Below are 18,299 nucleotides of genomic sequence, written 5' to 3'. Positions count from 1 at the left end.
CATGGCTGCAATTCAACTGACGGAGAAGCAACGACAGGCTAACCGGCTATTAGCTGGCCCTGCCCGCAATATCATGTTGCGCGGCGGCTCCCGGTCGGGGAAGACGTTCGTACTTGTCCGCGCAATAATCCAGCGGGCAATCAATGCCCCCGGTTCTCGGCACGTCATTTTCCGTTTCCGGTTCAATCACGCCAAGACTTCCGTGTGGTCCGATACGTTGCCCAAGGTTCTGAAGCTTTGCTTTCCATCGCTGCGAGTGCGGTTCGATAAAACAGACTTCTATGTCGAGTTACCGAACGGTTCTCAGGTCTGGATTGCGGGTCTGGATGACAAGGAGCGTGTCGAGAAGATCCTCGGGCAGGAATACGCAACGCTGTATTTCAACGAAAGCAGTCAGATTCCTTGGGCATCGGTTGAAACCGCAATGTCCCGACTGGCTCAAAAGTGCGAGCTGGCAGCGCAAATAGCAAAGGCCACCGGACGGCAGTATCTGGCGCTTAAGGCCTATTTCGACTGTAATCCGCCGTCAAAGCTGCATTGGAGCTTTCAGCTATTCCGGTCGAAGATGAAGCCCGGCACGAAAGAGGCGCTTCCTAATCCCGACGACTACGTCGAGATGAAGGTAAACCCTTCGGATAATGCCGATAATCTGCCGGCGGAGTATTTCGACGTTTTGGCTTCGATGTCGGCGGCAAAGCGGTTACGTTTTGAAGCAGGCGAATGGGCAAGTGAAGTCAATGGTGCCTTGTGGGCGCTGGATGACCGCACGGCTGCCGATGGCAAAATCATGCCGGGTATAGACAGCCTGCGCGTGAAGCAGGCCCCGGAACTGGTTCGAATTGTGGTTGCTGTCGACCCCTCGGGTACGCGAGGTGATGACGGCGGCGACGACATCGGCATTGTTGTCGCAGGTCGTGGAATAGATGGTCATGCATACATTCTCGAGGACGGCACTTGCCAGTTGTCGCCCGAAGGATGGGGGCGGCGCGCAGTCGACCTGTATCACCGTTTCGAAGCTGACCGAATTGTCGGTGAGCGGAACTACGGCGGCGACATGGTCCGCTTCACCGTTGCGACTGCCGATAAGAAGGCGGCCTTCAAGGAAGTTGTTGCCAGCCGGGGTAAAGCGGTTCGCGCCGAGCCGATCAGCGCCTTGTATGAACAAGGCAAGGTGCATCACGTGGGCATATTCCCCGATCTTGAAGACCAGATGTGCAACTTCACTGCCTCCGGTTACGTGGGTGAGGGATCGCCCGACCGTGCCGACGCCCTTGTATGGGCAATCACTGAATTGATGCTTGGTGCTGAGATGCCGAAAGCTGTCTTCGGAACCTATGGACGATTAAATGGCTGATACAGATTATCTCGCAACATCAGCCGATTATAAGGCGATGCTAGGCTACTGGACGAAGGTTGCAGCTATCCGTGGCGGTGTGGATGCGATGCGGAAGGCGGGCGCGGCTTATCTCCCGCAATTCCCGAACGAGAGCGATCCGAACTATGCCTACCGGCTGGCGAACTCGAAGTTCACTGACATCTATTCGGACATCGTGGAGAACCTGGCATCCAAGCCGTTCTCAAAGGAAGTCACGCTTGCCAACGATACCGTACCGGAAGCAATCAAGGTTGTGACCGAGGATATCGACGGCGGCGGCAATCATCTGCACGTCTTTGCCGACAATGTTTTCTTCAATGGTATTCACAACGCCATTGACTGGATACTGGTCGACTATCCGACGGTGCCGGAAGGTGCCACACTTGCCGATGAGAAGCGGATGGGTGCGCGGCCGTACTGGGTGAATATTCCAGCCACAGACATGCTCTGGGTCGAAAGCAAGGTCATCAACGGCAAGGAACAGTTCACCTACGCAAAGATCTATGAACCCGTCACCCAACGCGACAGTGCCGGCAATGAGAAGTGCATTGATCGTGTGCGAATCCTGATCCGAGATGAGCTCGAAGGTGGTCAGTATGGACCGGCCCGGTATGAAATCTGGGAGAAAGGCATAACGAGCAATGCTGGCTGGTCGCTGATTGCTGAAGGTCCGATCTCGATTGGTGTTATTGCGCTTGTTCCGTTCTTCACCGGCAGGCGTGAGGGATCGACATGGCGCATTCGCCCACCGATGCGAAACGTTGCCGAATTGCAGGTCGAGCATTACCAGCAGGAAACCAATCTCAAATCTGCGAAGGAACTGACCGCATTCCCGATGCTGGCAGGTAACGGCGTGACGCCACCGGTGGATGAGAACGGCAGGCCGATCATGGCGCCTATTGGCCCCTCGGTGGTTCTTTATGCGCCTCCGGCTCCTGACGGCGCGAAGAGCGGACAGTGGCAGTTCATCGAGCCGTCAGCCTCATCGCTCAAGTTTCTGTCTGAAGAGGTGGACAAGACCGAAACCCAGATGCGCGAACTTGGCCGCCAGCCGCTGACAGCAGGCACAAGCGGGATAACACAGGTTGCAGCCGCCTTCGCCTCCCAGAAGTCAGCCAGCGCCGTACAGGCGTGGGCTTTCATGCTCAAGGATTGTCTGGAGCGAGCTTATGTCTTCACATCGATGTGGTTGAACGTGAAGCTCGAGCCGACCGTCTACGTGAACACTGACTTCGCTATCGAGCTTGGTGAGGACAAGGCACCTGAAACGCTTCTGACCATGAATGAGCGCGGCAAGCTCAGCACCCAGACACTCTGGCAGGAAATGAAGCGTCGAAGCATCCTTTCACCCGAGTTTGACGCGGATGAAGAGGAAAAGCGGATTATGGACGAACTTCCCGGCGACGATACCGAGGATGATCTGACCGCTGCGGTCACTCCACCGGCGCAAGAGCCGGCGGAATAGTTCAATCGACAATCTGACTTCACACGGCTCGGTAGGGTGATCCTTCCGGGCCTTTTTCAATGCGCGGGAAGCGCACAACTATCCGGGATGGATAAACATGGCTCTCAAAGCAATTCTGGCATCGCTCGACGGGATCGATGATGCAATCAAGGCTCTGTATGTCGAGAAGGACGGCAAGTTCGTTCTCGATGTCGAGCCGGTCGACGGTTTCGCACTGGAAGACGTGAACGGCCTCAAGACAGCTCTCGGCAAGGAGCGCACCACGCGCGAACGTCTGGAGCGCGATGTTGTCAAGTTCAAGGATCTCGACCCGGACAAGGCCCGCGAAGCGCTGGCGAAGCTGGAGGAACTGACCAGCATCGACCCAGCCAAGGAAGCCGACAAAATCGCAAACACGAAGTTCGAGGCTGCCAAGGCCCAGCTTCTGGAAAAGCACACTGGCGAAATTTCCAGCCGCGATGAGCGCATCGGTCATCTGACCAAGACCGTTGAAAGCCTGCTTATCGATGCTGCTGCGACGTCCGCTCTGGCTGAAGCGAAGGGTTCGGTTGAACTGCTCCTTCCTCATGTGCGGGCTCATACTCGCGTCAAGGAAGTCGACGGCAAATTCACGGTCGAAGTGGTCGACAAAGACGGCAACGCAAAGATCGCGGATTCCAAGGGTACGCCCATGGATATCGCCGGCCTGGTTGCCGAGATGAAGGAATCTGAAGCGTTCGGACGTGCATTTGAAGGATCCGGTCAGTCGGGCAGCGGCAAGCAACCCGGCCCCGGAGGCGTCGGTAACCCTCCGCAACGCGGAAATTTCGGTGGAACCCGTGAAGAACGGGCGGCGGCTATCGCAGCCAAATTCCCTGAACTGAAGGGCTGATCGCCCTGAAAACTTTGCTGCTGTCTCGGGATGAGAAGCGGCACCCAGCGGGCGGGAAGCCCATCAACCAACAATCCCGAGACACAGCATAGGAGCTTTCCATGTCTCTTTCTCAGATGCAGGTATTCAACAAGTACTTCATGCCCGCGATCATCGAAACGCTGGCGCAGATGGTGCAGAAGTTCAATGCCGCCTCCAACGGCGCAATCCGTCTCACGACGGATGGTTTTGAGGGCGACTTCCTTCAGGAGTCGTTCTTTGCATCCATCCACTCAGCGCAGCGTCGTGTTGATCGGTATGCGGCACAAGCCGCAGCAGCCGCGACTGATCTGACCCAGCAGAAGCACTCTTCGGTCAAGATCGCCGGCGGCTTCGGCCCGATCCGCTACGAACCATCGCAGATGACCTGGCTTCAAAAGCCGACCGCTGAAGGCATCGAAGTGGCATCCCGCAACTTTGCCGAAGCCATGATGGCAGACCAGCTCAACACGGCTATTGCTGGACTTGTCGCCGCCATCGGCAATCAGCCGGACGCGACGAATGATGTGTCCGCGGCAACCGATCCGGCCCTGTCCTACGTGGCAATGAACGATGCGCATGCAAAGTTCGGTGATCATTCGGGCAACCTGATCGCTCAGGTCATGAACGGTACGGCCTATCACAAGCTCATCGGCGCCAATCTCGTCAACACGGCTCAGCTCTTCCAGGCGCAGAATGTCCGTGTGGTCGATATCCTCGGCAAGCCCGTGATCGTCACCGATGCACCGGCGCTGTATGAGGCGGGAACGCCGAACAAGCTGAAGGTGCTTTCTCTCGCGGAAAGTGCTGCCATTGTTCATGACGGCAGCGATGTGATCACCAACATCGAAACCTCCAACGGCCAGACCCGCATCGAGACGACTATGCAGATGGACTATTCGTTCGGTCTGGGACTCAAGGGCTACACTTGGGATGAAGCCAATGGTGGGAAGTCGCCGTCCGACGCTGAGATCGCCACCGGCACGAACTGGGACAAGGTCGCGACCAGCATCAAGCACACGGCCGGCGTTCTGACCGTGGCCGCAGCCTAATCATCAACCCGGGCGGGCTTCGGCTCGCCCTTTTTATTTGAGGGTTTCCCATGTCGAAAGAGCGTGAAATCGCATATGTCGTTCACCCCGTATCGCAGAAGCTCAAAGAAAAGCTTCGGGCCGATGGCTTCAAGATCATAGACGCTCGGTTCGCGCCGGAAGACGCAAAGGTGATCAACCCGCACAAGAAGCGCGGGAAGGACGAAGGCCAGCAGCAGGCGCTATCGACTGGCGGCATCGGCACAGACAGTGGCGACCAGTTCAGCGAAGAGCAGCTCCGGGCGGCAATTGAAGCCGCAACCGGCAAGGCTCCTCATCCTTCAGCCAAACTTGAAACGCTGATCGACAAGTTCAACGAACTGAATGCGGTGGCGGGCGCAGAATGAGCGAAGTGGTCAAGCTCCAGCCGGTTGAAGTTGGGGAGGGGTTTAGGTTCAACCCTGACGCCATTCTCGAAGCCGCCAAAGGGAAGGGTTTCACAACTGTGGCTGTGCTTGGGCAACTTGAAGATGGCTCGTTCTGGGTGAGTGGTTCTGCCAACGCAGGCGAAACGCTAATCCTGATGGAGCGGGCAAAGCGTCAGATTTGTTTTGGAGATGAATAGTCATGGCACTTATCGTCAGCCCCGGCGATCCTGACGCTGACAGCTACGTCGATCTGAATGAGTTTAGGGCCTATTGCGGGAAGGTCGGCTACGATCTGGCCGACAAGACCGATCCCGAAGTCGAACAGGCCTTGCGCCGCGGTACGACATGGCTGGATGGCACATACGGCCAGCGGTTCATCGGTGAACCTGCGACGGTAGAGCAGGCGCTTGAATGGCCTCGAAAGAACGCCGTGTGGCGCGGTGCGCTGCTTCCGAGCACAACGATACCACAAAGGATCAAGAATGCCTTGTGTGAGGCTGCTTGGCGAGAATTGATCACTCCCGGAAGCCTTTCGCCAGACTATGTGCCAGCAGAGGCGATTAAGCAGGAACAGGTCGGTGATCTGTCCGTCACATACCAAGACACGGACGGCAGGATTGATGACGTCCTGCCGGTAATCAGCGTAGTCGAGGGCATCCTAGCCGGGTTCATCCGAGGCAAAGGGCCGGGAGTTTTCGGTTCAGCCGCAAGAGCCTAAAGCATATCGTTATAGGGCTGCTTGGTTTCGCCAACCAGGCGGGCGAGTTCGGTAAAGCTCCACGGGCGTTCCGCTCCAGTCGTATTGGCGATCTGAAGTACCCTGATCGGAAAGCAGATCGCATCGCGGTTCGATGGATTGAGGTCTTCGACAAATCGATCATCCCCACGAGCGGTTGCTTCGGCTTTTCTGAGGGCGTCGTCTAACTCGACTTGGGACAGAATGCCTTTCTCGACCAGTGCATGGTTGATCGCGGCAATAGCGAGGCATAGGCCTTCGATCTGCAAGTTTGCGACGTTCATGTTGTCCTCCTTCGGTTCCCGATGTTTTCCAACGCATTTGGTCGGGGATTTGATCCATTGGAGATTGCCAAATGGCCAGGTTCAACTATGCCCGCTCGGTTCAAACGGCGAACCGCCTAATCGACAAGTTCGGTCAGATCGGAGCTATCCGTCGAACGGAGACATCTGGCGATCCATGGGACCCGGGCACGAGCGATACGGACTATCCGTGCACACTGGTAGCGCTGGATTACAACCAAAAGGATGTTGACGGGACGCTGATCAAGTCGACGGACAAGAAAGTCTACGTCGCCACCAAAGGTCTGACGATCCAGCCGACGACAACCGACAAGGTCATCATCGGAGGGATTGTAAGCACCATTGTTCAAGCAAAGCCGCTTAATCCGGCTGGAATGATCGTTTATTTCGAACTGCAAGCGAGGGCGTAAGCAATGTTGAAGCGTCTCACGCCTCGCGAACAGTTTGAAGCTCTTATCGCGACATATGAACCGATCCTGCGCGCCGCGTTCATAGCAGCCGTTGATGATATCCGGTCGAACATTGTCCTTCGCAGAATCGTTGAAAGGCTCGAAAAGGGCGATATATCCGGCGCGATTGATGCAATGTTCATTGAAGAGGCAGCGTTTAACCCGCTCGAAGAGGCATTGCGTCAGGCGTTCAATGCGGGGGGAGTCGACACGGTTTCGACCATGCCGGCACTGAAAGACCCGGAAGGCCATACTGTGGTCATTCGTTGGGATGCTCGGAACGTGGTTGCTGAAAACTGGCTGCGCGATCATTCGGCCAGTCTCGTTTCAGGAATCGTTGCCGACCAGGTCGAAAGCATCCGTACCGTTCTGACGGATAGCGTTGCTCGCGGCGACAATCCGACGAAGGTCGCCAAGGCTATCGTTGGACCAGTAAACCGGGCTATTGGAACGCGAGAAGGCGGGATTATCGGTCTGACGGCAGGACAGGCCCGGTTCGTCCAAAGCGCTCGTGACGAGCTTCTTTCCGGCGATCCTGCGCTGTTGCGGAACTATCTGGAGCGCGGCCGGCGAGACAAGCGCTTTGACCGAACGGTGACGAAAGCTCTTAAGGAGCAAACCCCATTGCCGGCGGATGCCGTGGACAGGATCGTCAATCGATATAGTGCAGGCCTGCTGAAGCTTCGCGCTGATACGATAGCCTTGAATGAAACATTCGATGCGATGGCAGCGGCAAAAGACATCGCCTTTCGTCAGCAGATCGATAACGGAAATCTCTCGGCAGACATCGTCACCAAGACTTGGCGACACACACCGCAGGAGCACCCGCGAGCGCAGCATGTTGCGATGCGAGGACAGAAGGTCAGGTATGACCAACCATTCGTCGCGCCAGACGGCACCTTGATCATGTATCCGCATGCTCCAGGCATTCCGGCCTGGCACAAGATCGGATGCAAGTGCGTGGCCGAATACAAGATCGATTTCGTCGCTCAGTTGGTGGAATAATGGCCAAGTCTTTTGCCGCAACCGTCGGGCAGTGGGCCGTTAAAGTCGATGGCGCGCTTGAAGTCGTGTTTAGAGAGAGCGCGCAAGAGCTCGTCGGACAGATGGACAAACTTCTGTCGGACATGGTCTATGACCAGCCTTCATCTGAGAATTACCGGCGAACCGGGTTTCTCCGTGCGTCTCTGATGGCGTCGCGGGAAGCCATGCCAAGGCTGTATCGAGACAATCCCGGCGGGTCGGTTCCGCCTGATCTGCAGCCAGTCATTCTGGTCATCAATAGCGCGGACCTCGGAGATACCATCTATCTCGGCTACACCGCGAACTACGCGGCGTATGTGCATTACGGTGCCAAAGGTGCGGCTCCCCGTCCATGGGTAACGCTCATCGCTCAGCGATGGGAGGAGATCGTTGCCGCCAAAGCCAAAGAAGTGAAGCAAAGGCTCAAGCTCTGACATGACGATCGAGAAGAGTATAGAAAACGCTCTGTTCGAGCGCGTTGCGTCTTTGGTGCTTAATCCGGCGCTTCCGGTCGCTTGGCCGAATGTCGGCTTCCAGCGGCCCGCTACGGGATATTTGCGTGTGACGCATGTGCCGAACACTTCGCGACGGCGGTTCGTCGAATCGACCGCGCCTCATCAAAGACGCGGCATTCTACAGATTGATGTGTTCATGTCTCTGAACGGTGGAGCAACGAAGTCCACAGAGAATGCCGGGAAGGTGGCCGAACATTTCCCGACTGACCTTAAGCTGCCGAAAGACGGGTTGACCGTTCGCATCACCAAGGCACCTGACATCGCACAGGGGTTCAGCGATGAGACGCACTGGCAAGTGCCTGTGACGATCTCATACGACTGTTTCGCATAACATTCATCCGGCCTGAGCCGTTAACAGCCCCGATACGGGGGCTTTTTTCATATGGAGAAGACCCATGATTACAACTGCTTCGGGCTCCACGATTGCGATCGGGCCTGCAACTCCTGTCACCGGTGCAAATGAGGCCGCTATCATCGCGGCATATAAGACTCTGACGTTTGTTCCGGTTGGCGAGGTCCAGAACCTCGGGGAATTTGGTGATGAGGCGAACGACGTCACGTTCACGAGCCTTTCCGATGCCCGTGTTCGCCACCTCAAGGGCGCTCGTGATGCTGGCGTTCTCGCTCTGGTTTGTGGTCGTGATCCGCTCGATGCAGGTCAGATCGCGCTGCGGGCGGCTGAAAAGACCAATCTCGCCTATGCTATCCGGGTTGTTGCGAACGACGCTCCGGATGAAACAGGCACTCCAACCGAGTTCTATTTTCATGCGCTCGTACAGTCGGCCAAGGAAAGCTACGGCGAAGCTGATGATGTGGTCACCACAACTTTCAATCTCGGCATTACGAGCGCCATTTTTGAACAAGAGGCGACTGCCGGAACCCCATAATTCCAACAGCTTATCAACCGTTTCTCCACAGACGTATCAATAGGAAATTCACAGATGGATCTGTCAGTATTTGACGGCGCGGCGAAAGCATTTGACGAAGGTTTCGAGGTGGACATCGTTCACCCGACCACAGGCAAGAAACTGGGCATGAAGGTTCGGGTTGCGTCGTATCAGTCGCAGCGCGTTCGTGATGTTCAGCGGCGCCTGGCCAATGCCAACATTCGCGACCAGAAGCGCAATCCGAAGAAAGTCCAGACGGTCGAAGAAATTGAAGATCGCGCAGTTGATGTGATGGTGGCCGCTGTTCTTTCGTGGGAAGGATTCGAGCGAGGCGGGAAGGCCATTGAATGCACGACGGAAAACGTCCGGGCAGTGCTGACCAATCCGGATTTGTGGTTCATTGCCGAGCAAATCGACGCTGCGGCGGATAATCAACTGGCTTTCGTGAAAGCCTCGCCAGCGAGCTAATTTCGTTCGGCGAGGCCGTCTTCGCTAAACGACGGCCGACCGTCCTGCCAGACTTACCAGACGATTTACGGCACGTCTGGGGCTGGTTCCTCGATCTGAACGCCCGCCGATCAGTCGGCATGTCTGCAAATCCAATCTCGTATGGAGAGATCGACGCCTATAGCCGTATTCACGGCATTTCTATGCTGACATGGGAGGTCGAACTAATCTGCTTACTGGATAACGCCATCCTTGCTGTCACGCGGGCAGGCCAAAAAACCAAATCCAGCGACCAGTTGAAGAACGAAACCCCTGCCAGTGACGGGCATGGCGTTGCATCGCTGTTGCGTGGGTTTAAGCGGAAGCCGAAAGCCAGCCGATGACACGGAAGGTTGAAGAAATCAAAAGGGTTGTAAATGCCTTCAGCCAGCTAGCGCCCGATATAGTTTATCGATTTCGCCTTGCGTCCATCCGTTACATTCTGCCCATACCTCTTTATAAGGGCGTTTCGAATGAGCCGGGTGGTCCCTATGCCAATCGCTCGTTGCGCTAACTATCACTGGATGAAGGTCGATTCCGGCTTGATCGCCTGTGATATCGATTACTTGATCATCCAACTCTAACCAAACGTGGGAGAGGAGGAATTTTCCACTGTGCCACTCAGCAGTTACAAGTAACGGGCTTTCAAATCCACATTTCACTAAATGATCCGCCAATAGAATGCTGACAAACTCGCAACAAGCGTCGGGGAAGCCCCGAAATATTTCGGGAAGCTGATCGCGTTGTTCGGCGAACAGCAAGTCTAAACGTTGGCGAAACTCTGTCGCAACCTCAGCGACTGGTTTAACCGGCATTTGAAGAGCCGCTTTCTAGACGTTCGTTGCGGATCAGGGTCATCCAGTTACAACTCTCGTTTCGGTATCCCCGCAGGCTTCGCACTTCCAGACTTCATCTTTCGCGCCAAGTCTTCCCAGGTTCCCGGCTTTTCGCGTGGAGGATATCCGCCGAACCGCAGACTCACCACATGCGGGGCAAATAGCGCCGAGGGCCTTCTTCGGTAATTCCAGCAAACTCTCTAGTCGAGCGCGCAGCTCCTTGTTCTCAGCCTCTAACGCATCAACCCGTTTTGGAAGATCTTTTACCGTCCGCCAGATCGGAACCTGATCAAGGATTCTCAGAATGTCAGAAACGGAAATCATTAAACGTCCCCGCGAAGATAGAATCGACCCTGAGTTGAGGGCGATGCTGGATTATTTCGGTGATCGTGTCGAGTCGGTGACTATCGAGTACAAGGCAAAGGACGTCACGTCAAAATCAACCGTCCGCGTCACAAGAACCCCAAAATAGGAATTCCGGGTCACGGGCCGTCGAGCACCGATCAACCTAACTGATAACAACCCAACTGCGCCGCTTCTGTTCTGGCTTGTACGCGCTCGATTTCCCGAATGGCCGGATATTCCGTCCGACTAAGCAACTGCTTGCAGCGAACTTCTTTGTATTCATGGTCCGGCGCCCGATTGCTTGTGCAACCGGAAAGAACAAGCAGGGCGAGGCTGGTGAACACGAGTGCTTTCATGTGGGTTCCCTCTTTCGGGGGATTATAGCGCGTGTTGCGAGGGTGGGTAGATGGCGGAGCAGGCTGCCAGCATAAGGAGCGCCATACGGGCCGCTTTTAACCTTCAACCAAGATGGAGATTTTTGGACTCGCGTTTCGCGACAATTTTTGGTTGAAAGAACCTATTCCGCTAGGGGTAGGGGTCATGTCACCATTCGTTGCGCTTGCATTAGTAGCTTTATTCGGTTCGTTGCCTTTCGTTTTGGTATACGTCTGTGTCCGCCTTTTCAAAGAGAAGAAGGCCCGCAAGGCTGCTGAAATATCATTCAAGGAAAAGGCAGAATTAGCCGATAAATTGGGGAAAGTAGGGAAAACCTTGCTTTTGGCGAAACAGGAAGCTGATGCGAAAGTTACTGCTATCGAAGGTCGCTTCAAGCCGGTACTCGACTTGGACCAAGAAGCTGAGATGGTGAAGGCGCAGATAGCTAATTTGCAAGAGCAACTGTCTGACTTGCGCACGTCTTACACTGATAAGAAAGCAATATATGACCGCCTTATAAAAGAGGTCGCTATCTTCGATGAAAAGCTAGCGTTTGCCGAGATGGGCGTATATGAGCCGCACTTCGATTTTACTGATAGCGAAGAATATAAGTCGGCAATTCTCCGGGTGCGAGATCAGCAAAAAGCAATGGTCAGCGCAAAAACAGCAGTGGTTTGCCCCACTGAATGGACCGTTGAAGGCAGCCGCGCGAAAGGAAAAACTCTGGCCAATCGGAGCATTCGTTTGACACTGAGAGCGTTTAACAACGAATGCGATGCGGCGATTGCGAATGTGCGGTGGAACAATGCCAACGCAATGGAAAAGCGCATCGTCAATGCGTATACTCAAATTGACAAGCTTAACGAAACAAACACTACTTATATTGCAAAAGAGTATCTTGGTTTGAAATTGGAAGAGCTCTTCCTGACGCATGAATATCGCGAAAAACTGAAACAAGAGCGCGATGAAAAGGCCGAAGCAGCGCGCCTTGCTCGTGAAGAGCAAAGACTGATCCGCGACATGGAACGGGCAGAAGAAGATGAAGCCAAGTATCAGAGGCTCTTGGATAAGGCGAAGGCGGACGCTGAAAGAGCAGTCGGGCCGAAGCTCGAGGCATTTAATGAGCAAATCAAAATGCTTGAAAAGGATCTGGCTGAGGCGCATGCGAAGTTTGAGCGTGCCCAAGCCATGGCAGAGAAAACACGGTCGGGTTACGTGTATATAATCTCGAATATCGGGTCGTTTGGGGAGGATATGATCAAAATCGGACTTACTCGGCGGCTTGACCCAATGGATCGAGTAAGAGAGCTTGGCGATGCCAGTGTCCCTTTTGTTTTCGACACTCATGCGATAATATACAGCGACGACGCTCCCACATTAGAACGAGCACTGCACAGCGAGTTCGAGCCCACACGCGTCAATACACAGAATTATCGTAAGGAATTCTTCCGCGCGTCTCTTGATGATGTAGAAGCTGCTGTCAAAAGGCTGGCTCCGTCAGCGCCCTTCTTCAAGGACATTGAGGCACAGGATTACCGCGAGACTTTGGCACGGCGGCATCAGGTATTACTCTTAAACGAGAGCAAGGAAGGGATTTTACCTGACGCGATCTGAGAGGAGAGGGGGAGCAAAGCTCCCCTTATTATTTGAACGGGTTAATAGCTGCCCCATCTTCATTTATGGTCATCCGAAATTTGTTAAGCCCTACATCGCCACCTTGGTATGGGGAACACATCTCAATGGCTTTAGATGCCGACTTGACAGCTTGCTTACCCAAGTCGTTCCGGGGCTTATATGACGTTACGGTGATATCCTTGACCGCACCGCTCTCGGTCAACAGAACATCAAACTCAGCGTCAATCTCTGCATCAGCTGAAAATGGTGGTGGATTCCAGCATTTTTGAGCTTGTCCAGCCAATGTTTCAGCGTGAGCCGCACCGGCCCATACGCCTAAAGCAACCGCACCAACGAATATGAATCTCATGCCCCGTCTCCTTCTAGGTGACGAGGACGATAGCTCTCGCCTGAAAGGATCGCAACATGGCTGATATCGCTACACTCGGCTTGGAAGTGCGCAGTGATCAGGTTGAGAAAGGCACTCGTGCGCTCGACAAGATGTCCGGTGCGGCGAAACGGGCAGAAGCAGCGGTAAACGGCTTTTCCTCGACCAGTTCAGGTGCCGCATCTGCGGCTTCGCGGCTTGCGGCAGGAACGAGTAACGCCGAAGCCGGACTGGAACGTGTTGCGGGCGCTGCAAGGCAAGCACAACAGTCACTTCGGTTGGCGAGTGCTGCCGCAAACGACAACATCAAGGCAGCGAGCAAGTTCAATACAGCCAACATCGCGGCACAATTTCAGGACATCGCAGTTTCTGCGCAGATGGGAATGGGCGCATTCCAGATCGGCTTGCAGCAGGGCACTCAGCTTGCAGCGGTCATCAGCATGATGGAGAACCCGTTACGCGGTCTCGGCGCGGCATTCATGTCCGTCATCTCGCCAGTCAGTCTCTTGACTATCGGCCTTGTGTCGCTGTCTGCGGCGGGCCTGCAAATGGTCGATTGGCCAAAGCGCACCGCTCAGGCTCTCATCTTCCTTGCCGACAATCTTAAGGCCATCGCTCCTTACGCTGCAACGGCTGCTGCGGCATTCGCGCTAATCTATGCGCCATCCGTGATCGCCGGAATGGTAAATCTCATCGCTTGGATGGGACGTGTATCGGTCGCTGCGATCAGCATGGGTGCATCGTTCGCGCTTGCTAATCCCGCTACCGCTCTGGTGGCTGGTTTTGCCGCAGCCGTCATTGCTGCAAATATATTCCGCGATGAACTCAACGACATATTCGGGCGCGATGTCGTTTCAGATGTCAAAAAAGCGGTAAATTGGATCGTGGGAGCATTCGTCGGAGGCTTCAACGCGGCGAAGGTAATCTGGAATGAATTCCCAGATGTCATGAATGAAATTGGCGCGTTGGCGATGCACAATCTAATGGAGCAAATCCGCTGGGGCCTTCGTCAAATGGTGCTCGAAGTCAACATGGGCCTGAAGTCGATTGGCGAGCGGTTCAATATAACGCTGCCCGACTTGGGCAACCCAAACAAATTGTTCCCGCCTCAGAAGGGCCCAAAGGTTTCAGGCCGAACTTCCAATGCCGTGGCAAAAGTCACCGCAGCATTCAGTGATGCCCAGAATACGGATTACGTCGGCGGGATGTACTCGGCCATTGAAAGCGGGGCATCTGCCGCAGCGGGCAAGCTGAGAGAGCTTGCCAAGGGCCTAACCGACGTTGACGAAAAGTCGAAGAAAGGTCGTAAGCGGAGGGGCAAGACCGATGCCGAATATTATCAGGACATCATTGACGGTGCTGACCGACGGATAGCATCGCTTTTGGTCGAACAGCAGGCACTCGGGATGACCGAAGAAGCAGCAAATGCGCTTCGGTATGAACAGGAAATGCTCAACCAGGCACAACAGCACGGCATCGAGCTCACGCCGAAGCAGGCCGACTATATCAAGATGCTGGCAGGCACGATGGCGGGTCTGGAATCTGCAATTCAGAAGGCGCAGGACGCGATCAACTTCGCCAAGGATACGACGAGGGGTTTCTTTTCCGATATGGCGAATGGGCTTGCGAATGGTCGTGGCCTGTGGGGTTCGTTGGCTGATGCGGCTGTGAATGCCATCAACAAGATTGCGGATGCCCTCATCGATAGCGGGATTGAAAGCCTGTTTGGTGGCGGTGGAATCAGCAAGTGGATTGGCAGTCTGTTTGGCGGAGGGGGGTTGGGAGGAGCAGCTGACCCTTGGTCAGGCCTGCGGCTTGCAAGCGGCGGCTACGTGACTGGTCCCGGCTCTGCAACCTCTGACAGTATTCCGGCTTGGCTGTCGAACGGCGAATTTGTCATGAACGCAAAGGCGACAAAAGCTTTCGGCCCGTGGCTTCAGGCTATGAACGATAACAAGGTCCGCGGTTTTGCATATGGCGGTCCGGTCGACGGGAATGTCGTCTCTATGCCGTCTCGCTCCACCTTGCCGAGTGTTCGAGAGGCTGCTGTTGCTGGCGGTCAGCAGACCGTCCGTATCATCACGGAAACCCGCTTTGTGAATGACGGGAACTTCCAGAACTACATCAAGAGCGAAGTCTACGAAGGGGCGGGAGAGGTCGTGAAAGCAAATAATAAAATGCGTGACAAGAGTGCAGCCGTGACAACAGCGAATGCCGTCCGAGCCGGAAACCCACGTGGATATTATTCGAGATAAGGAGGCCAATTTGGCCTCCGGTTATTCTTCTTCGGGGAAAAACGAATGTAAATCTTGGAGTTTTTCGTCCATCTCAACGTTATGTTTGTGGAGATCTTGCCAACTTTTGCCGGCGATGTGCCGATGCGATAGGGCAAGTATCTCTTCCGCTTCTCGAAGCACCAACTCTCGCACTTTGGCATAACTCCAGTCGGGATCGCCTTTGAGACGGATGGTAACTTTGATTTCCTGGCTGGCAATGCGATGGCCGCCTTCAAGCCGGTCATCATCCGTTTGGAACATCACTTCCCCGACATATACCCTGTCGACGTCGATGAACGATATGTCTCCGACGCCAACAAAAGAAATTTCCGTCATATCCCACCCTTTCAATTGCTTAGGATGATCAAGTCATGACGATTTGATCAAGCAAGTCAACGTGGTAACCAGATGACCATTAACCTGCCCACAAACATTGAGTATCAGGCTGGCCGTCCACGGCTGAATAAACCGGTTTCAATGTCTCGGTATGGCGAACGGGCCATATCGATGATCCAGAACGGTGATGAGTGGTGGACGGTCAACATCGAAACCCAGCCGATGTATGACGATGATCTGGCTGAGTTCGAAGGCTGGCTAGCTCAGGCCCAGAACGGCATGGAGACGATTGTTTACACAGTTCTCGGTAAGCAATCGCGTCCCCGAGCCTACTGGAACAATCCGAATAGCTCCGTACCGGCCGGGAATGGTTCGCTGACATCGGTCACGAATGGGAAAACGCTACTGATCGGCGGCGTGACTGTGGGATTGGCGATGACGAAGGGCGATCTGATTTCGCTCACGTCCGCCGACTATCACAGTCTCCATCGTGTAACGGCCAACGCCACGGCGGGGGCGACAATCACGCTACCTGTCGAGCCGCCGGTGCCGTCCTACATCGCAAATGGCGCAACGGTTCGCTTCAAAGATCCAGTTCTGAATACCCGGATTGTGCCGGGATCGACTGAAGTTGAAGATGGCGTGATGCCAACGGCAAAGTTCCAGCTTGTTGAGGTGCCGAGGTAATCCGTTAAGGTAAGCACTCGGTATCGGGAGAAAGAGGACGCAAATGCAGATAAGCGATTATGAAATACGGCCCGGAACACTTGCCGATCTTTCGCTGCTGTCCCTCCATGACTTTTCATTTGAAGTTCAAGATGAGCTTGTTGAACCATTTGAAAGTATGGTTTCCGTTTCGCTGATGGAGCCATATCGCAAAGACTATGGCTTTGATGAAACCGATCTGACGGAATTTCTGACAGACCCTGGCAAACAGCTTTTCATTGCAGTTCGGAATGATGTTCCTATTGGGTATCTTGCAATCAGCGAAGGCTGGAACAAGTACGCTATTGTGGAGGACGTCGCGGTCGCCGCTGGCAATCGAAAGGGAGGTGTCGGAAGACTTTTGTTGGGCTCAGCCGTCCAATGGGCCAGAGATACGGGAATGGCCGGTGTCCGCCTCGAAACCCAATCCACCAACGTTTCTGCGTGCCGCTTCTATAGCTACTACGGATTTTCGTTAGGCGGATATGACAGGTTTCTATATCGCGGCCTTTATCCGGAAACACGGGAAGTAGCATTATTTTGGTATCTGCATTTCTAAGGGCGCTGTCGACGTTCCCGAATAGCCCGGATCCATGTGTTGTTGAACATGACGGCTCCGATCACCAATGCGACGGCACCCATGGCGATCATGCCGACGGCAATGCCTTGGTCACCGAACTGCTGATACAACCAGCCCGTTTTTTCTACTGCCTGGGCAGGATTTCCAAGGCGAAGAACGCCTTGGATCAAGGCGCCAAAACCGACAATCAACATGCAAACGCTTCTAATCATGCCCGGCCAGATATCAGTTGGGCGCGGTTCAATCCACCCTTTCATTGGTTTGACGGTAACTCATGGCCTTTCCAGCACGTCTACAGCAACTGCTCAACGAGGGCAGGGGCAAGATCGCATCCGCCGTAAAGTTCGAGTTCGGCACCGGCACCTATGGATTTTTCTCAGGCAAGGGCAGCGTCGATTATGGCGGCCTGACCTATCACGGTAACACCATCATCGACATTGATGAGCCAATGTATGCGCTTGGTACTGCGGCCCAACCAGTCACCATGCGCCTGCCCGCTGCCGCCGACTTCGGCCTGACGCCGGATAAGCTCGGATTGATCGAGCAAGAAGATTATAAAAATCGACCTGTCACGTTCTACGACTTTTATTTCGACCCGGACAACAACGCTTTCCTTCATGCCGAGCCGACCTGGTACGGCTATGTCGATTACATCGACCACCGCGAAGAAAGCGACGAGGTCTGGTTAGAAGGCCACATTGAAACGGGCGCGGTCGACAACTTCCGCGAGGGCTACCGCTACGCCTCGCATGAGGACCAGCAGCTTGTGTCGCCCGGGGACATGCTTTTCGAATACGCCGCGAGGATCAAGAATGAGTTCTTCAAAATCAAATTCGGCTAGGGTTCCCGGTTGGGATCGGGCGTTGGAAGACCTTGCGACGGCTCATGTATCGATCACGCCGGAATGGGGCGTTTCGGACTGCCTCATGACTGCCGCCGATGCCATCAAGGCCGTAACCGGCGAAGACCCGCTTGCGGAGTTCCGGGGCAAGTACAAGACGGAAGCTGGGGCAGCCCGGAAGATGCGCGCCAATGGCTGCGAGAACGTCAAGGACGTATTCGAAACCTATCTCCAGCTTGAGCCGATCAATCGTCTTTCAGCCCGTCGGGGTGATGTGGGCGTTATCCGCATCAATGACGAATACGTGGCCGGGTTCATTTGCGGCTCCGGTTTCGCGGTCAAACAGCCGCATGGGCTCGCGTTCTTGTCCGTGACCGACATCGAGCAGGCCTACAAGGTCGGCCTGTAACCACTTCG

The 18,299-nt window shown here is 54.8% G+C and carries 25 protein-coding genes; 20 read left to right on the top strand and 5 right to left on the bottom strand.

Features of this window, described 5'->3' with window-relative positions; translation table 11 throughout:
• The first annotated feature begins 1 nt into the window (after position 1).
• From JNC63_RS18965 to JNC63_RS18935, 7 genes are all read left to right on the top strand, one after another.
• Positions 2–1,354: a phage terminase large subunit gene (locus tag JNC63_RS18965; RefSeq protein ID WP_374846656.1), complete on the top strand. Its 1,353-nt coding sequence runs from the start codon at positions 2–4 to the stop codon at positions 1,352–1,354.
• Positions 1,347–2,840: a DUF4055 domain-containing protein gene (locus JNC63_RS18960; protein ID WP_374846655.1), complete on the top strand. Its 1,494-nt coding sequence runs from the start codon at positions 1,347–1,349 to the stop codon at positions 2,838–2,840. The genes JNC63_RS18965 and JNC63_RS18960 overlap by 8 nt, the downstream gene beginning before the upstream one ends.
• A gap of 97 nt (positions 2,841–2,937) precedes the next feature.
• Positions 2,938–3,711, top strand: a complete 774-nt coding sequence (locus tag JNC63_RS18955) for a hypothetical protein (RefSeq protein WP_374846653.1) — start codon at positions 2,938–2,940, stop codon at positions 3,709–3,711.
• 101 nt (positions 3,712–3,812) lie between these two features.
• The gene (locus JNC63_RS18950; protein ID WP_025091505.1) at positions 3,813–4,781 is read left to right on the top strand and encodes a major capsid protein; all 969 of its coding nucleotides are present in this window, start codon (positions 3,813–3,815) and stop codon (positions 4,779–4,781) included.
• Positions 4,782–4,831: 50 nt separating this feature from the next.
• Positions 4,832–5,167, top strand: coding sequence for a hypothetical protein (locus JNC63_RS18945; RefSeq protein ID WP_374846652.1), 336 nt, complete (start codon positions 4,832–4,834; stop codon positions 5,165–5,167).
• Positions 5,164–5,385, top strand: coding sequence for a hypothetical protein (locus JNC63_RS18940; RefSeq protein WP_025091507.1), 222 nt, complete (start codon positions 5,164–5,166; stop codon positions 5,383–5,385). The genes JNC63_RS18945 and JNC63_RS18940 overlap by 4 nt, the downstream gene beginning before the upstream one ends.
• A 2-nt stretch (positions 5,386–5,387) precedes the next feature.
• Positions 5,388–5,906 carry a DnaT-like ssDNA-binding protein gene (locus tag JNC63_RS18935; RefSeq protein ID WP_374846651.1) on the top strand — a complete coding sequence of 173 codons (519 nt, stop codon included), beginning with the start codon at positions 5,388–5,390 and terminating at the stop codon, positions 5,904–5,906.
• On the opposite strand, the gene JNC63_RS18930 is transcribed toward JNC63_RS18935, so the two are convergent.
• On the bottom strand, positions 5,903–6,208 hold the full coding sequence (locus JNC63_RS18930) for a hypothetical protein (protein ID WP_077684346.1): 306 nt from the start codon (positions 6,206–6,208) through the stop codon (positions 5,903–5,905). The two genes, JNC63_RS18935 and JNC63_RS18930, sit on opposite strands and share 4 nt — an antisense overlap.
• 71 nt (positions 6,209–6,279) lie before the next feature.
• On the opposite strand from JNC63_RS18930, the gene JNC63_RS18925 reads away from it, so the two are divergent.
• The 7 genes from JNC63_RS18925 (at position 6,280) to JNC63_RS21900 (ending at position 9,930) form a co-directional block, all read left to right on the top strand.
• On the top strand, positions 6,280–6,636 hold the full coding sequence (locus JNC63_RS18925; RefSeq protein WP_374846649.1) for a hypothetical protein: 357 nt from the start codon (positions 6,280–6,282) through the stop codon (positions 6,634–6,636).
• A 3-nt stretch (positions 6,637–6,639) separates the two neighbouring features.
• Positions 6,640–7,680 carry a putative phage head morphogenesis protein gene (locus JNC63_RS18920; RefSeq protein ID WP_374846647.1) on the top strand — a complete coding sequence of 347 codons (1,041 nt, stop codon included), beginning with the start codon at positions 6,640–6,642 and terminating at the stop codon, positions 7,678–7,680.
• Positions 7,680–8,132: an HK97 gp10 family phage protein gene (locus JNC63_RS18915; protein WP_374846645.1), complete on the top strand. Its 453-nt coding sequence runs from the start codon at positions 7,680–7,682 to the stop codon at positions 8,130–8,132. The genes JNC63_RS18920 and JNC63_RS18915 overlap by 1 nt, the downstream gene beginning before the upstream one ends.
• A gap of 1 nt (position 8,133) precedes the next feature.
• Positions 8,134–8,544, top strand: a complete 411-nt coding sequence (locus JNC63_RS18910) for a DUF4128 domain-containing protein (protein ID WP_374846643.1) — start codon at positions 8,134–8,136, stop codon at positions 8,542–8,544.
• A gap of 64 nt (positions 8,545–8,608) precedes the next feature.
• Complete coding sequence (locus JNC63_RS18905; RefSeq protein ID WP_374846642.1) at positions 8,609–9,100, top strand: phage tail tube protein; 492 nt, start codon at positions 8,609–8,611, stop codon at positions 9,098–9,100.
• Between the two features lie 54 nt (positions 9,101–9,154).
• Positions 9,155–9,568, top strand: a complete 414-nt coding sequence (locus JNC63_RS18900) for a hypothetical protein (protein WP_025091516.1) — start codon at positions 9,155–9,157, stop codon at positions 9,566–9,568.
• Positions 9,568–9,930, top strand: coding sequence for a phage tail assembly chaperone (locus JNC63_RS21900; RefSeq protein WP_445433046.1), 363 nt, complete (start codon positions 9,568–9,570; stop codon positions 9,928–9,930). The genes JNC63_RS18900 and JNC63_RS21900 overlap by 1 nt, the downstream gene beginning before the upstream one ends.
• Before the next feature lie 995 nt (positions 9,931–10,925).
• On the opposite strand, the gene JNC63_RS18895 is transcribed toward JNC63_RS21900, so the two are convergent.
• Positions 10,926–11,123 (bottom strand): hypothetical protein, encoded by a 198-nt coding sequence (locus JNC63_RS18895; protein ID WP_374846641.1) that lies wholly within the window; start codon positions 11,121–11,123, stop codon positions 10,926–10,928.
• Positions 11,124–11,307: 184 nt separating this feature from the next.
• Between JNC63_RS18895 and JNC63_RS18890 the strand changes: the two genes are divergently transcribed.
• Positions 11,308–12,756 carry an SNIPE associated domain-containing protein gene (locus JNC63_RS18890; protein ID WP_305400594.1) on the top strand — a complete coding sequence of 483 codons (1,449 nt, stop codon included), beginning with the start codon at positions 11,308–11,310 and terminating at the stop codon, positions 12,754–12,756.
• A gap of 28 nt (positions 12,757–12,784) precedes the next feature.
• On the opposite strand, the gene JNC63_RS18885 is transcribed toward JNC63_RS18890, so the two are convergent.
• Positions 12,785–13,126, bottom strand: coding sequence for a hypothetical protein (locus JNC63_RS18885; protein ID WP_374846639.1), 342 nt, complete (start codon positions 13,124–13,126; stop codon positions 12,785–12,787).
• Between the two features lie 56 nt (positions 13,127–13,182).
• Here JNC63_RS18885 and JNC63_RS18880 point away from each other — a divergent pair, with 56 nt between their 5' ends.
• Complete coding sequence (locus JNC63_RS18880) at positions 13,183–15,399, top strand: phage tail length tape measure family protein (RefSeq protein ID WP_374846638.1); 2,217 nt, start codon at positions 13,183–13,185, stop codon at positions 15,397–15,399.
• A gap of 21 nt (positions 15,400–15,420) precedes the next feature.
• Here the strand turns inward: JNC63_RS18880 and JNC63_RS18875 are convergent, their stop codons facing one another.
• Positions 15,421–15,756: a hypothetical protein gene (locus tag JNC63_RS18875; RefSeq protein ID WP_374846637.1), complete on the bottom strand. Its 336-nt coding sequence runs from the start codon at positions 15,754–15,756 to the stop codon at positions 15,421–15,423.
• 72 nt (positions 15,757–15,828) lie between these two features.
• Between JNC63_RS18875 and JNC63_RS18870 the strand changes: the two genes are divergently transcribed.
• Both JNC63_RS18870 and JNC63_RS18865 read left to right on the top strand, forming a co-directional pair.
• Complete coding sequence (locus JNC63_RS18870; protein WP_374846636.1) at positions 15,829–16,443, top strand: hypothetical protein; 615 nt, start codon at positions 15,829–15,831, stop codon at positions 16,441–16,443.
• A 43-nt stretch (positions 16,444–16,486) separates the two neighbouring features.
• The gene (locus JNC63_RS18865; RefSeq protein ID WP_022569923.1) at positions 16,487–17,020 is read left to right on the top strand and encodes a GNAT family N-acetyltransferase; all 534 of its coding nucleotides are present in this window, start codon (positions 16,487–16,489) and stop codon (positions 17,018–17,020) included.
• On the opposite strand, the gene JNC63_RS18860 is transcribed toward JNC63_RS18865, so the two are convergent.
• Positions 17,017–17,235, bottom strand: coding sequence for a hypothetical protein (locus JNC63_RS18860; protein WP_374846634.1), 219 nt, complete (start codon positions 17,233–17,235; stop codon positions 17,017–17,019). The two genes, JNC63_RS18865 and JNC63_RS18860, sit on opposite strands and share 4 nt — an antisense overlap.
• An 80-nt stretch (positions 17,236–17,315) precedes the next feature.
• On the opposite strand from JNC63_RS18860, the gene JNC63_RS18855 reads away from it, so the two are divergent.
• Positions 17,316–17,882, top strand: coding sequence for a hypothetical protein (locus JNC63_RS18855; RefSeq protein WP_006469214.1), 567 nt, complete (start codon positions 17,316–17,318; stop codon positions 17,880–17,882).
• The gene (locus JNC63_RS18850; RefSeq protein ID WP_374846632.1) at positions 17,854–18,291 is read left to right on the top strand and encodes a DUF6950 family protein; all 438 of its coding nucleotides are present in this window, start codon (positions 17,854–17,856) and stop codon (positions 18,289–18,291) included. Before JNC63_RS18855 ends, JNC63_RS18850 begins: the two co-directional genes overlap by 29 nt.
• Positions 18,292–18,299: the final 8 nt, after the last annotated feature.

Origin of the sequence: Brucella ciceri (genome assembly GCF_041930145.1) — a bacterium.
GTDB classification, from domain to species: domain Bacteria; phylum Pseudomonadota; class Alphaproteobacteria; order Rhizobiales; family Rhizobiaceae; genus Brucella; species Brucella intermedia.
This window is presented reverse-complemented; position numbering and strand designations above follow the sequence as displayed.

What these genes read in the sequence shown, in the direction of transcription:
- JNC63_RS18965 (WP_374846656.1), top strand. Translation starts at nt 2, where the DNA reads ATGGCTGCAATTCAACTGACGGAGAAGCAACGACAGGCTAACCGGCTA.
- JNC63_RS18960 (WP_374846655.1), top strand. Translation starts at nt 1,347, where the DNA reads ATGGCTGATACAGATTATCTCGCAACATCAGCCGATTATAAGGCGATG.
- JNC63_RS18955 (WP_374846653.1), top strand. Translation starts at nt 2,938, where the DNA reads ATGGCTCTCAAAGCAATTCTGGCATCGCTCGACGGGATCGATGATGCA.
- JNC63_RS18950 (WP_025091505.1), top strand. Translation starts at nt 3,813, where the DNA reads ATGTCTCTTTCTCAGATGCAGGTATTCAACAAGTACTTCATGCCCGCG.
- JNC63_RS18945 (WP_374846652.1), top strand. Translation starts at nt 4,832, where the DNA reads ATGTCGAAAGAGCGTGAAATCGCATATGTCGTTCACCCCGTATCGCAG.
- JNC63_RS18940 (WP_025091507.1), top strand. Translation starts at nt 5,164, where the DNA reads ATGAGCGAAGTGGTCAAGCTCCAGCCGGTTGAAGTTGGGGAGGGGTTT.
- JNC63_RS18935 (WP_374846651.1), top strand. Translation starts at nt 5,388, where the DNA reads ATGGCACTTATCGTCAGCCCCGGCGATCCTGACGCTGACAGCTACGTC.
- JNC63_RS18930 (WP_077684346.1), bottom strand. Translation starts at nt 6,208, where the DNA reads ATGAACGTCGCAAACTTGCAGATCGAAGGCCTATGCCTCGCTATTGCC.
- JNC63_RS18925 (WP_374846649.1), top strand. Translation starts at nt 6,280, where the DNA reads ATGGCCAGGTTCAACTATGCCCGCTCGGTTCAAACGGCGAACCGCCTA.
- JNC63_RS18920 (WP_374846647.1), top strand. Translation starts at nt 6,640, where the DNA reads ATGTTGAAGCGTCTCACGCCTCGCGAACAGTTTGAAGCTCTTATCGCG.
- JNC63_RS18915 (WP_374846645.1), top strand. Translation starts at nt 7,680, where the DNA reads ATGGCCAAGTCTTTTGCCGCAACCGTCGGGCAGTGGGCCGTTAAAGTC.
- JNC63_RS18910 (WP_374846643.1), top strand. Translation starts at nt 8,134, where the DNA reads ATGACGATCGAGAAGAGTATAGAAAACGCTCTGTTCGAGCGCGTTGCG.
- JNC63_RS18905 (WP_374846642.1), top strand. Translation starts at nt 8,609, where the DNA reads ATGATTACAACTGCTTCGGGCTCCACGATTGCGATCGGGCCTGCAACT.
- JNC63_RS18900 (WP_025091516.1), top strand. Translation starts at nt 9,155, where the DNA reads ATGGATCTGTCAGTATTTGACGGCGCGGCGAAAGCATTTGACGAAGGT.
- JNC63_RS18895 (WP_374846641.1), bottom strand. Translation starts at nt 11,123, where the DNA reads ATGAAAGCACTCGTGTTCACCAGCCTCGCCCTGCTTGTTCTTTCCGGT.
- JNC63_RS18890 (WP_305400594.1), top strand. Translation starts at nt 11,308, where the DNA reads ATGTCACCATTCGTTGCGCTTGCATTAGTAGCTTTATTCGGTTCGTTG.
- JNC63_RS18885 (WP_374846639.1), bottom strand. Translation starts at nt 13,126, where the DNA reads ATGAGATTCATATTCGTTGGTGCGGTTGCTTTAGGCGTATGGGCCGGT.
- JNC63_RS18880 (WP_374846638.1), top strand. Translation starts at nt 13,183, where the DNA reads ATGGCTGATATCGCTACACTCGGCTTGGAAGTGCGCAGTGATCAGGTT.
- JNC63_RS18875 (WP_374846637.1), bottom strand. Translation starts at nt 15,756, where the DNA reads ATGACGGAAATTTCTTTTGTTGGCGTCGGAGACATATCGTTCATCGAC.
- JNC63_RS18870 (WP_374846636.1), top strand. Translation starts at nt 15,829, where the DNA reads ATGACCATTAACCTGCCCACAAACATTGAGTATCAGGCTGGCCGTCCA.
- JNC63_RS18865 (WP_022569923.1), top strand. Translation starts at nt 16,487, where the DNA reads ATGCAGATAAGCGATTATGAAATACGGCCCGGAACACTTGCCGATCTT.
- JNC63_RS18860 (WP_374846634.1), bottom strand. Translation starts at nt 17,235, where the DNA reads ATGTTGATTGTCGGTTTTGGCGCCTTGATCCAAGGCGTTCTTCGCCTT.
- JNC63_RS18855 (WP_006469214.1), top strand. Translation starts at nt 17,316, where the DNA reads ATGGCCTTTCCAGCACGTCTACAGCAACTGCTCAACGAGGGCAGGGGC.
- JNC63_RS18850 (WP_374846632.1), top strand. Translation starts at nt 17,854, where the DNA reads ATGAGTTCTTCAAAATCAAATTCGGCTAGGGTTCCCGGTTGGGATCGG.